This window comes from Lysinibacillus sp. NPDC092081 (assembly GCF_044755845.1).
Lineage (GTDB): Bacteria > Bacillota > Bacilli > Bacillales_A > Planococcaceae > Lysinibacillus.
In genome coordinates this window covers 48,255-60,366 of the sequence record NZ_JBIVRU010000025.1, presented here as the reverse complement: position 1 = coordinate 60,366, position 12,112 = coordinate 48,255, and the positions used below count along the sequence as shown (strand labels likewise).

The window sequence follows — 12,112 nt, the reverse complement described above, 5'->3', positions numbered from 1 at the left end:
TCCGTTCTACCCCGGCTACTATCAATCTATAAATTGAATGAAAAATAGTCAACCAGATTTCTCTGGCTGACCTTATAATACGAACGGGTGCTTTAGTTCAATAACGATCTTCAACAATTTCTGTTTTACCCGATCCGACCAAAAGACCAACTTTCCCTTCTTCACCAATCAACAAATACTCACCCTTTGTCCCGTCACCAAAAGTAACGGGTAATGAAAAAGTAGGACTTACCTCTCGATTTTCGTTCTCATCAATATTGTTACAATCGACAAGTGTCATTAAGAATAGCACAGGAATCAACATAATCATATTGCTCCTCACATTGCTCGCCCTTATCAACTAGACATTCCTGTTATTAAACCTGAGATAAACGATATTCTATAATACTTCAATATTTTTCTAAATATCCCTTTTTTCTTCAATTAACCTGCTCCGTTAGTTGAATAACGGATAGAAAAAATTCCTAATACTATTGTAGCTTTGGAATAAAGATTGGTTAAAAAATATCCCTCAATCCTTATCTAATAGCAACTTCAAAAACTCCATTTTGAAAAAAGATTGAACAAAATGGAGTTACTCTTTTTAGATAAGTATGAGATTTTTATAAAAAAGTTTGATCATTTTTCAGCTATGTTGTTCAACAATTGCGCCTTGAGGCAGTAGAAGAAAAGTTTATTGCTAATAAAGCAAATAAACATATGTGGTATTTCTGGGGAGAGAAAGATAGTATCAGTGGTGATTTTAAAGTAGTTGGAATTGACAAAGAAGGGAAAGAACATCCTGTGTTGTTGTCTGGCAATGATAAAGTATGGCAATTTTCTAATGCTTCTATTAGCCCTAATGACGGTGCAGATTCCCATATCCCATGTCGTTCCCTACAAGTGGATTATAGAAATTAGAAATATAAATATATTTTAATGATAAATTATTTGGGAAACTAGTTATAAACGTTGAAGAGAGTTAAATCATCTTCAACTAAGGTGCTTTAGTTTAATTTTTCGATTCATCAAAACAATCATTGAGAAAACAGCCTAAATAAAAAGAGCTTACGCTCTTTTTATTGACTATTTTTCATCGACTTCAGCATTCGTCCCCTAGCGAGCAATTGCTGCGAATAGATAAAGCGTAAATTTGTTACACCTTATAAATATGGCAGTTATCGCGGTAGGTATTCTTGACCGTTAATTGTTAATTTAGAAGCAGAAATCAGAATTTCTTTATTTGCTTCTATATATGGCTCTAAAATATTGTCAAACGCTCCCCATTTTTCTTCCACCTTTGTTGAATTTTCTTTTTCATCTAGCTTTAAGATTTCTTCATAAAGCTGTTTTAATTGCTTGCTATCGGCTTTATTAACTTTGAATTCATAAGTTGACGACATATATTCTTCAAACGTTGGAGGTATTATGAATTGACTAATGATGTTATAGAATTCCATCGATAGTTTATTATACAGTTCATAATTTTCATCTCTGTCTGCTTTTTGACTATCTTCATAAATAGCTTTTAGTTTTGCTAAATCTTCAGCTGAGATTTCTAAATTAACGTCTTCGATGTATTTTTCAAACGTTTCAGGTGGATTAAGTTCATCAAGATATGGTTGAAGTACTTTCTTAAATTCTTTCATTTTCTCTTTAGACTTTTCCTCTTGACCATCTTTTTCAAGCTTTACCCATTCCTCATAAATATCTTTAAGCTTTTTTTTATCATTTTCTGCAATAACTATATTATTTTCACTAATTTCGTAATAGTATTCTAGAAACTCATTAAATGGTTGAGGCTGCCAACTAGCTGTAATATATGGCTTCGTGATTTGATACATTTCTTCCCAAAGTTTATTAAATTCCTCAAATTTCTTTTCATCTTCTACATATTCTTTTTCTCCCATTTCTTTTTCTAGCTTCTTCACTTCACTAAACATTTTTTCTAATTTTGTTAACTCTTCATTTGGTATATTTTTAGGCAATTCCTTTTTATAATCTTCGAAAGTGTAGAAGTCTGCAGAATGTTCGACTACTCCACCTTCAACTGTTATTTCCTGTCCTTCTACTATGATCTTTTTCATTTGTTTCACTTGCTCGTCAGAAAATTTAGAGAAACTGACGTAGTAATTTTTACCATCTCTACCCTTTATCCCAACCCCGACTCCGCTAAAGCTTTTAATCGTTCCTGTAATTTGTTGTTCGATTTGAACAGTAACACCATTTGTTGGTTCTACTGAAGTAGCTCCTGCTTGAAGGGGTGTAAGAACAGCCATTCCTATTGTTAGTGCTGAAGCAATCATCCAAGATTTTTTACTAGTTTTTTTCATAATATTATCTCCCTTTTATTTGCTTTGGAGCTAGGTTTCTCCAATATTTAGACGAATTTCCAAAATAAATGTTCTATCATTTCGGGCTTACTTTCCACTAGAAATTGAAATACTAAATTTAGACTGTTGATTACCGAATCGTTCCAATGTCTCCTCGAATTTCATTCCAACTCTTTTTAATAGTCCACAAGATGCCATATTAAGTGACTGAGTTTCAGCGACAATAGTGGTTAAGTTTAATGCACTAAATCCATGGTTTAATACTTTCATAATCACTTCTTTTGCATAGCCTTGACCCCAAAATTCAGGTAAAAATTGATACCCAATCTCTGTATTAATCCCATCATGATACGTATCAAGGAAAACAAAACCTATAAATTCTTTACTATCTTTTAAAAATACTGTCCAGTGGAGGGAGCTATTTTTTGAATTTAATATATCATAGAATCTAATTTTATATGCTTCTTCGTCGATAATACCTCCTAAGTATTTTCTTACTAGCTCGTTTTCATATAATTTTTTAATGTTTTTATAATCATTTTCGGAAATTACGTGTAACTCACATCTCTCAGAGAATAACAAGTAAATCTCTCCCTTCGATAATTATTATTCTTTTCCTGGTAATCCACCTATGAAAAATATGTGCTCTACTTACAAAATCATATAAAACATACATCCTTTCTTATTTAGTCTGCCATCACATGGTATAATGTGGAATGCTTACCAGGTCAAGGGGCATTTATAAAATTTTTTGTATGCGTTAATATGTAGTGGGAAGGGAGAGTATATGATGACAAATATAAAAAAAATCGCAGAACTGGCGGGGGTCTCGGTTTCTACTGTTTCTCGTGTTTTAAATAATCATCCGTATGTAAATGAACAAAAACGAAAAGAGATTTTAGCAATTATCAAAAAGTTAAATTACACGCAAAATTCGAATGCGATTCATTTAGTACGAGGAAAAACAAATGTTATTGGAGTGCTTCTTCCATTTGTAAATAATCAATATTACAGTGCAATTATAGAAGGTATTTCAAGAGAGGCTGTAAAACATAATTACAATATGATGCTCTGCCAAACGGATAATAGCGCGGATAAAGAAATAGAGATTTTGAATATGTTAAAGATGAAAAAGTTAGACGGAATCATTATATGTTCGAAAGTCAATGTTTGTAAGGAAATTGAAAAGTACTCAAAATTTGGCCCGATTGTGACGAGTGAAGATACAGCATCAAGCACAATTTCTAGCATTTATATTGATCATTACAAAACGTTTGCACTAGGAATGAATTATTTAATAGAACAGGGACATACACGAATTGGTTACTGCGTTGGACGAAGTAATAGTTTCAACAGTCAAAATCGAAAACAGGCGTACCGGGACGCTTTATCCTCTATTCATGTTAGGACGAAAGAGGAGTGGGAGTTTGTAGACTGCTTTACAATAGAGGACGGGACACGTGTTGTTCAATCACTGCTTCATATGAAAGAGCGTCCAACAGCCCTTCTCGTATCTTGTAATCATATTGCCGCGGGTATTGTAACAACCGCCAAAAAAAGCGGCCTTTATATTCCAAGTGATTTAACGATTATTGGTTGTGATGATCAGCAAGTTGCAGAGATACTAGATATTACAACAATTGCTCATTCGAGTGTGGAGGTTGGTGCAGGTGCATTTACAATTTTACATGACCAAATTGCGAGTAGAGAAAAAGAAGTAAAAAGAATTGAGTTATTTGCGAAATTAACGGAGAGACTGACAACATAAGGAGTAAAGCACAATCTCATTAAAGTGATTGTGCTTTTTTCGTAGGCTGATGAAAGTCACTTTTTGAATTTTCATTTGTATAATATGGTCAATCTATACGGGATAAAGGGGTTCTAAGCATGAGACCGAAATTTGTGAATGTAGATTTAAAATAAAGTTGTATGGTTTAAAATAAAGTTCTACTGTTTGTAAAAAAGGTGCACCATTTTGTCCCTTTTTGATGTAAGAATTCTAAGTGAGTTTTAATCAAACTTTTTTATAAAAAATAACTCCTTCACAAAATTAAATCCATCCATTTTGATTAATCTTTTTTCAAAATGGATGGGTTTCTTCTATTGTAAAATCAGCAATTGTAATAGTGCTTTCAATTTTTTTGATTATTATACTGAGTTTGATGTAGAAGAATGTATAAGTTTATTGTATGCCTTGAAACCAACATATCAAGGGGGCAATGCCAGGTTATATAGAAAAATAGAACACTACCAAAAATGTACTGAACGTTTTGGAGAAACAGATACACTAATATCCTATCGCTCTATTCCAAGCTATTTTAATGCAATATTGCATGATAATAATAGGCATGTTTATAAGAGATTAAATCCTAATAAATTTACATTGAAAAGTTTTAAACTCCTTTTAAAATCTTTTTATAAAAACATAGTGTTTGGAGAATACAAAATAGCCTTAAAAGAAAATGATTCTAGTATTGAAGGTTTATCTATTACAAGGAAAATAAAGCCAGGTGATACACGGCATCTTGCTTTTATAAATTTATATAGACAAGGATATCACGCAGTGGAAATAGCCCGATTAGAAGGTCATGTTTCTATATATTCTCAAAGTCATTATTATAACCATTTAGAGGCATTTGTAGACCTTGAAATACTCGAACCAGTTCAGAAAGTAGATTTGGATACTTATAGCAATAAAATTTCAAATAAAGAATCAATACAAGAACATACAGTAGGAATGGCGTTTATTGAACAATTTGTCTTAAGAACACCAAAAACAGACTTTAAAAGAAAAATGATTGATGGCTATTGTACCTATCAAGAGCAATTATGCCCAGTTAATGACTGTTGGGAGTGTAGTGAATGGTGGAGAATTTCAAAAGAAGAATTTATGGAAAAACAACATATTTTAGCTGAGAAAATTCGTGATAGCAGGTCGGGAATTCAAGAGGTTATCGAGAATCTAAAGAAGTTATATGAAAGTATATACACCCTAGGGAGGGATGAATTTTATTCTTCCCATAATTCAGAGATTCAAAAGGAGTTAGTTGGAAAGTCTAAGTATATAGATGAAGCAATTAGAAAATACGTTAGTTTTATAAAAGTGAAAGAAAGGATTGTTTCCAATGGAGACCAGAGGTAGAAAGCGAAAAGAGTATCCCAATGAAGAAATTGATACGATTGTTTACCGTTTTACTAAAGAAGAAAAACAACATGGTTGGATAAAGTATTCAGAAGTACATCGTTTTGCAAAAAAATTATATGAAAATGGAGAAATTCCTTATAAATTAAGTCAAGAGTTTTGGCAAAGAGAAAAACGTCAAGGAAGAAATGCAATAGATAAAGCAAACAAAGCATATGAAACAACTATTACAAATAAAAATCCTAAAGTTATAGATAGTTATGTAAATACAGAAGAATGCGTTAATAAGTTTTTCTCTGGTAAACCATCAGAGCGAAAAAGGTTAATACAAGCCTTAAAACTTAACGAAAAAAAAGCAAAAGAATTAGGTAAAGCTTTGGCTAAAATCGAAGATATAGAACAGGAGGTATCTTCTCGAAAAAAGGGAAATAAAGGAATTGGAGGCATTAGTCGATCATAACGGCTTTCTTTTCCTTTTGGACAATATTGGTAATAATATTCATCACACATATTTAATCACCTTACTTTATGAATTTTAATCTGCTTTCACCCGTTATTAACAGGGATAGAAGGTTCTCAGTTGTATTTATAACGGGGTTTTTAAACATTTTCGTGATAGGTCATACTCTGGTTTGCCCGATGTCTTCGATAGGAGATGAAATCGGACTTAAATTTTCACGTATTGCTTTTTTGATGAACTCACCAGGATTCTTCACTTTCGATGGTGTCTGCTGCATTATCAATAATATTTCCAAGGTCCGTTTTATACCTACGACAGACAGGATTGATAACATTTCATCAGTAGGGAAAGTAAGAGTAACTGCTTGATACGCCAGTTTCACTAACTCTGTTTCATCGACTTCTGGTTTTATAGTATCTTTCTGTTCAACCTCACTAACTGGGATCACTTTATTAAGTTTCAATAAATTAGATTCAATAACTTTCCAACCCTCTTTATCACTATTTCTATAAGCGTTAGGGAATTTGCCTGACCGTATCCAACGTTTAATAGTTTCTTCGTGTTTACCTAATAAGTCAGCCACTTCTTTTACTTTATATTCTTTCAAACTATGCCTCCAAACCAAATGTACGTTTTAGGAATGTATGTTCTATTTTACTGCAACATTTAATCACTGTAAATATTCCCTTAAGAAGGGTAATTGTGGTAGTTAATTAGTTCATTTAGAGGTCTAACAAACAAAAAAGTACACCACTATATATATGTGATGTACAAATTATTTAATATAATGTGTGACATTAAAGACAACCTCTTGATATTACTGTTTTATACATTCACTTGTCTATAATTTTACAGAGTATCTCCCTATGTTTTTCTTATTCGAAGTTCTTTTTCAATTGATGATAGAGTTATTTGCATTTAAGCTTAGATACAATTGTTATAAAAAGTATTTAAAAGCTATACATTCTAGCGTAATCCCTTCATCACATCTTGCCTCGTAGCCCATAGAGCAGGAAATAAAACTGCTCCCATACTTATTAATGGAGAAGGAACAATTATACCTCCCAGAAGTAAGGGAATTGACGGAAATGTTGTAGCATTTAAACTTTCAAGTAAACAGTATGCGGAAATCATTGATAACCCTACTGCGAATATTCCAACTGTTCCTGTTAAAAGAGCTCCTTCAAGCAATAGCAACGAAAATAACCGTTTCTTTGTATAAACTAGGTTATAACCTTGAAAATATAAATCCATACTAAAAGACGAAGGAGATGGCCTCCTGAGCTGTTGTTACGCCGTAACCAGTTTGTTTATTTCCACTAATTACATAAGTCTTATCGTTTTTGCACCAGAACCAATACCCTACATTTATCTGCCTCTTTGGTAAGGCATCGAATAATCCTTACTTATGCCCATGCGATTTCTGATAACTTACATCATGTAGAAGTATCACTCAATATAACAAAAATGCAATGTTAATGAAATGTAATTCCATCGATACTATAAATGAAATTATATAAAATGAATTACATAAATGAATGGGAGTTAAAGAATTTTTATAATGAAAAAGGAGAAGTTTAATGCGAAATATATTAAGTGTAGAAAAAATTGAAAAATATTATGGTAATAAAGATAATGTAACAAAGGCTATAGATAAAATTAGTTTTAAGGTAGATGAGGGAGAATTTGTTGGGATAATGGGGCCTTCAGGAAGTGGCAAAACTACATTACTTAACTGTATAGCAACAATTGATAATGTTACTACGGGAGAAATAATAATAAATAATAGTGACATTACTCGATTAAAATCAAAGTCACTAGATAAGTTTAGACAAAATGAATTAGGGTTTATATTTCAGGACTTTAATTTATTAGATACCCTTACTGCTTATGAAAATATTGCCCTAGCGTTAACAATAAAAGGTGAGGGAAGTTCAAAAATTGATGGCAAAATACAAGCAGTTGCAAAATATTTAGACATTGAACAAGTATTAAGCAAATACCCTTATCAAATGTCAGGCGGACAAAAACAAAGGGTTGCTTCGGCAAGAGCCATCGTAACAGATCCATCTTTAGTACTTGCAGATGAACCAACAGGATCGTTAGATTCTAAATCAGCTAGATTATTACTCGAAAGATTTGAAAGTCTAAATAAGGATTTAAAAGCTACAATACTTATGGTTACTCATGATGCATTTACAGCAAGCTATGCTCGTAGAATTCTTTTTATTAAAGATGGAAAAATATTTAGCGAGTTGGTACGAGGGAATGATTCCAGAAAAGAATTTTTTACTAAAATTATCGAAGTTATAACCCTTCTTGGAGGTGACGATAATAATGTATTCTAAGATTGCTATTGGGAATGTAAAGAAAAGTCTTAAAGATTATGCGATATATTTCTTAACACTAACACTGGCTGTTTGTATATTTTATAGCTTTAACTCAATAGAATCACAAAAGGCACTTATGGAAATTGACGCTTCAGGTAGAGAGTATGTGCCTACTTTAATGAAAGTTATCTCAACTGTGTCAGTATTTGTATCCGTAATATTAGGTGGTTTAATATTGTATGCAAATAATTTCTTAATTAAAAAGCGTAAAAACGAATTAGGAATACATGACTTTAGGTATGGGAAGAAGAAACATATCCAGAATATTAGTAACAGAGACATTTCTAGTTGGCGTTATATCTTTAGTGAGTGGGCTTATAATAGGTATTGGAGTATCACAGGGATTATCTACATTTGCATTAAAGTTATTTGACTTGCCCATGAATAAATATAAATTTGCAATTTCAACAGGTGCTATAGGTAAAACCGTATTATATTTTGGAATCATGTTTTTGCTTGTTATGTTATTTAATGTATATGTTGTTTCTAAATACAAAATAATTGATTTGTTAACAGCAGGTAGAAAAAACGAAGATGTAAAATTTAGAAATCCTCTTATCTATGTAATCACATTTATTATGTGTGTAGCATCACTTGGATATGCATATGTGACTGTACTAAAAGTCGGATTAAATTTTAGAAATCCTATGCTCATGGTATCAATCATTCTTGGCATATTAGGTACATTGCTGTTTTTCTTTAGTTTATCTGGATTTATATTATATCTTGTAAAGAAGAATAAAAAAGTCTATTTTAAAGGGTTAAATATATTTATCATCAAACAAATAAATAGTAAGGTTAATACAAATTTTATATCCATGTCTGTAATCTGTTTAATGTTATGCCTTACAATGGTGGCTTTATCTACAGGAATCAGCTTTAAAAGAAGTATAGACGCAACAATGAAAGAAGCAACACCATTTGATGCCAGTATTATGTTGATGAATAAGGATGAAAGTTACACTATAGAAGACGTATTAAATAAATTTAATTTTAAAATAAGTAATAACGAAAAATATGTATCTTATAACGTATATCGAACAGGGATGGAAGTGGTGGACTTTGTACCAGAACTTAAAGATTATAATAACGGTATAGATTTCATTAAAGTATCTGATTATAATAAAATTTTAAATCTTAAAGGTGAAAAGGAAATCACTTTAAATAACAATGAAGTTTTACTTTTATCAAATAATAACCGGTTGGTTAATTCGATAAATGAAAGATTAAAAAATAGCAATAAGATGAATATTAAAGAAAAAGAACATCTGGTAAAAAACGCTAAAGTTATACAAGAGAATCTTTACACTTCTGATGGGACAACTAATTTCTTCGCAATCGTTATAAATGATGAGTTTTTATCAGGCTACAAAATTAGTACATCCGTACTTAATGTAAATTATTTAGATGAAAATAGAGAAGAATATAATAAAAAATATGATAACGTTGCACGGGGCTTTTTTGACGAAAATGGCCCAAAATTAAATATTGTTTATATATCAGGCATATCAAAGGATGAAGTTTATGCAGAAAGTAAGGGATTGAAAATTATCATACTGTTTATTGGGATATATATAGGTATTGTATTTTTAATAACGAGTATGGCTGTATTAGCTCTTCAACAATTATCAGAAGCCAGTGATAGCATAGATCGATATAAATCTTTGAAGAGAATTGGTTCAAACGGAACAATGATCGACAAAACGATTTTTATTCAAACTTTCGTATACTTTAGTCTTCCAGTTATTCTTGCCCTAATTCATTCTGTAGTTGGAATTTATTTAGTCAATAATTTTATTAACGCATTTCAACAAACAGACATTACTTTACCAGCATTGATGACTGGCTTAGTATTTCTTGTAGTTTATGTAGGATATTTCTACACGACATATGTCGGGTATAAAAATATTGTAAAAAGTAATACTTGATTTTATAATGCTCATTAAGGCTATTACACCTTGTTTCTCAAGATGTAATAGCCTTATATTCTATATAGGAAGGGAAAAGTCATGAAAAAAATCATTCTTATTGAAGATGATGAAATCATCAGAGAAGAATTACAAAATTTTTTTATAAAGTATGGATATGAAGTAAAGGCTCCCACAGATTTTAATCATATTATCGAATATATAGAAAGTGAGAATGCAGACCTTATATTACTAGACATAAATCTTCCTGTGTTCGATGGCTATTATATATGCAGAGAAATACGTAAAACTTCAGATGTTCCAATCATCATGGTTACAAGCAGAGATAGTGATGTAGATGAACTAATAAGTATGAATTTAGGAGCAGATGATTTTATAACAAAGCCTTATAATACAGAAATACTATTAGCAAGAGTAACTAGTATTTTAAGAAGAGTAAATGGAGGCGTAAAGACGAAAAACATCTTGCATTATAAAGATTTTAATTTGAACCTTTCGAATGCAACAGTTACTTATCAAGACAAGTCCGTAGAGTTAACTAAAAATGAAGTGAAGATACTCTCATGTTTAATAAATAATCGCGGTAATATTGTAAAAAGAGATTCACTTATGGAATCCTTATGGAAATCTGATTATTTTGTGGATGATAGCACCTTAACTGTTAATATAAATAGGTTAAGAAAGAAGCTTGAAGAGATAGGTATAGAAAATCCAATTGAAACAAGAAGAAGGTTAGGGTATATAATGCCATGAATATAAGTGAGTTTATTAAAGATAAAATGGTAGTAATAGTATCTAATGTACTTATATTTATTATACTGGCTAGTATATTGCTGACTGCGAATGTTCAGTTCATTATAATATTTTTTGTTTTTTGTATTTGGTTTTTTCCATTGATTTCATATATGGCTATAGAATTTATAAAATGTAAAAATTATTATAATGAGATTAATGGTATATTAGAAAACTTGGAGAAAAAATACCTACTTCCAGAGGTAGTAAAGGAAGCAAACTTTATACATGGGGAAAAGCTTAACGCTATACTGAAAGAAATAAGTAGAGATATGCATGAAAATGTAAAATATTATAGAGATATGCAATCGGATTATAGGGAATATATAGAAACATGGGTACATGAAATTAAGACGCCGATAGCTTCTACAAAGCTAATAGTTGAAAATAATCAAAATGAAGTAACTAATAAAATAGACTCCCAATTGGATCGAATCGAAGGGTTTGTAGAACAGGTGCTGTATTATTCTCGAAGCAATAATGTCGGTAAGGACTATATTATAAAACCAATCAACCTTGATGATGTAGTAAGAACTGTAATTAAAAGAAATTATAGAGATTTTATTTATAAGAGAATAAAATTAGATATAAAAGACATTAATGAAATCGTATATAGTGATAGAAAATGGGTTGAATTTATTATTAATCAAATATTAGGAAATTCCATAAAGTACTCAAATAACAAAGAACAAATGATACGTATATACTCAATTAAGAAAGCTAACTCAGTGATACTAACTATAGAGGATAATGGAGTAGGGATAATAACTAAAGATATAAATAGAGTTTTTGAAAAAGGATTTACTGGAGAGAATGGAAGGAGATTTAGCAAAAGTACAGGAATGGGTTTGTATCTATGCGAAAAACTGTGCTCAAAATTAGGAATGAAAATTGGCATTGAATCTGAAGTGAATAAAGGAACTAGAGTTACATTAATATTTCCGTTGTCAGGTATGGTAACTTTTGAGCTTTGTTTATAAAAGAGATGCTGCCATCTTTCCACGAATTTCGTATGAAACTTATAAACAAATTTAAAACGGTATGAAAAGAGTAGAAATTCTCTTCATACCGTTTGTATTATTTAGCCA

At 31.1% G+C, this 12,112-nt stretch carries 11 protein-coding genes and 1 pseudogene; 8 read left to right on the top strand and 4 right to left on the bottom strand.

Going from position 1 to position 12,112, the window contains the following annotated elements; all coding sequences use genetic code 11:
• Positions 1–97: 97 nt before the first annotated feature.
• Positions 98–304, bottom strand: coding sequence for a hypothetical protein (locus ACIQLB_RS22610; RefSeq protein ID WP_400730869.1), 207 nt, complete (start codon positions 302–304; stop codon positions 98–100).
• A 341-nt stretch (positions 305–645) separates the two neighbouring features.
• Here ACIQLB_RS22610 and ACIQLB_RS22605 point away from each other — a divergent pair, with 341 nt between their 5' ends.
• Positions 646–900, top strand: coding sequence for a hypothetical protein (locus ACIQLB_RS22605; protein ID WP_400730868.1), 255 nt, complete (start codon positions 646–648; stop codon positions 898–900).
• Positions 901–1,157: 257 nt separating this feature from the next.
• On the opposite strand, the gene ACIQLB_RS22600 is transcribed toward ACIQLB_RS22605, so the two are convergent.
• Positions 1,158–2,312, bottom strand: a complete 1,155-nt coding sequence (locus ACIQLB_RS22600; protein WP_400730867.1) for a hypothetical protein — start codon at positions 2,310–2,312, stop codon at positions 1,158–1,160.
• 87 nt (positions 2,313–2,399) lie between these two features.
• On the bottom strand, positions 2,400–2,894 hold the full coding sequence (locus ACIQLB_RS22595; protein ID WP_387084690.1) for a GNAT family N-acetyltransferase: 495 nt from the start codon (positions 2,892–2,894) through the stop codon (positions 2,400–2,402).
• 208 nt (positions 2,895–3,102) lie between these two features.
• On the opposite strand from ACIQLB_RS22595, the gene ACIQLB_RS22590 reads away from it, so the two are divergent.
• From ACIQLB_RS22590 to ACIQLB_RS22580, 3 genes are all read left to right on the top strand, one after another.
• The gene (locus tag ACIQLB_RS22590; protein WP_400730866.1) at positions 3,103–4,080 is read left to right on the top strand and encodes a LacI family DNA-binding transcriptional regulator; all 978 of its coding nucleotides are present in this window, start codon (positions 3,103–3,105) and stop codon (positions 4,078–4,080) included.
• Between the two features lie 417 nt (positions 4,081–4,497).
• Positions 4,498–5,454: a hypothetical protein gene (locus ACIQLB_RS22585; protein ID WP_400730865.1), complete on the top strand. Its 957-nt coding sequence runs from the start codon at positions 4,498–4,500 to the stop codon at positions 5,452–5,454.
• Complete coding sequence (locus ACIQLB_RS22580) at positions 5,438–5,914, top strand: hypothetical protein (protein WP_400730864.1); 477 nt, start codon at positions 5,438–5,440, stop codon at positions 5,912–5,914. The genes ACIQLB_RS22585 and ACIQLB_RS22580 overlap by 17 nt, the downstream gene beginning before the upstream one ends.
• Before the next feature lie 160 nt (positions 5,915–6,074).
• On the opposite strand, the gene ACIQLB_RS22575 is transcribed toward ACIQLB_RS22580, so the two are convergent.
• Positions 6,075–6,521, bottom strand: a complete 447-nt coding sequence (locus tag ACIQLB_RS22575) for a helix-turn-helix domain-containing protein (RefSeq protein WP_400730862.1) — start codon at positions 6,519–6,521, stop codon at positions 6,075–6,077.
• Between the two features lie 973 nt (positions 6,522–7,494).
• On the opposite strand from ACIQLB_RS22575, the gene ACIQLB_RS22570 reads away from it, so the two are divergent.
• The 4 genes and pseudogenes from ACIQLB_RS22570 to ACIQLB_RS22555 all read left to right on the top strand — a co-directional run bounded on the left by ACIQLB_RS22570 (position 7,495) and on the right by ACIQLB_RS22555 (position 12,004).
• Positions 7,495–8,262 carry an ABC transporter ATP-binding protein gene (locus tag ACIQLB_RS22570; RefSeq protein WP_400730861.1) on the top strand — a complete coding sequence of 256 codons (768 nt, stop codon included), beginning with the start codon at positions 7,495–7,497 and terminating at the stop codon, positions 8,260–8,262.
• Positions 8,252–10,232, top strand: a pseudogene (locus ACIQLB_RS22565) (FtsX-like permease family protein). Before ACIQLB_RS22570 ends, ACIQLB_RS22565 begins: the two are co-directional and overlap by 11 nt.
• 81 nt (positions 10,233–10,313) lie before the next feature.
• Positions 10,314–10,985, top strand: coding sequence for a response regulator transcription factor (locus tag ACIQLB_RS22560; protein ID WP_400730860.1), 672 nt, complete (start codon positions 10,314–10,316; stop codon positions 10,983–10,985).
• On the top strand, positions 10,982–12,004 hold the full coding sequence (locus ACIQLB_RS22555) for a sensor histidine kinase (protein ID WP_400730859.1): 1,023 nt from the start codon (positions 10,982–10,984) through the stop codon (positions 12,002–12,004). Before ACIQLB_RS22560 ends, ACIQLB_RS22555 begins: the two co-directional genes overlap by 4 nt.
• Positions 12,005–12,112: the final 108 nt, after the last annotated feature.

Excerpts from the sequence above, each read along its gene's own strand:
- ACIQLB_RS22610 (WP_400730869.1), bottom strand. The coding sequence starts at position 304 with ATGTTGATTCCTGTGCTATTCTTAATGACACTTGTCGATTGTAACAAT.
- ACIQLB_RS22600 (WP_400730867.1), bottom strand. The coding sequence starts at position 2,312 with ATGAAAAAAACTAGTAAAAAATCTTGGATGATTGCTTCAGCACTAACA.
- ACIQLB_RS22590 (WP_400730866.1), top strand. The coding sequence starts at position 3,103 with ATGACAAATATAAAAAAAATCGCAGAACTGGCGGGGGTCTCGGTTTCT.
- ACIQLB_RS22580 (WP_400730864.1), top strand. The coding sequence starts at position 5,438 with ATGGAGACCAGAGGTAGAAAGCGAAAAGAGTATCCCAATGAAGAAATT.
- ACIQLB_RS22570 (WP_400730861.1), top strand. The coding sequence starts at position 7,495 with ATGCGAAATATATTAAGTGTAGAAAAAATTGAAAAATATTATGGTAAT.
- ACIQLB_RS22560 (WP_400730860.1), top strand. The coding sequence starts at position 10,314 with ATGAAAAAAATCATTCTTATTGAAGATGATGAAATCATCAGAGAAGAA.
- ACIQLB_RS22555 (WP_400730859.1), top strand. The coding sequence starts at position 10,982 with ATGAATATAAGTGAGTTTATTAAAGATAAAATGGTAGTAATAGTATCT.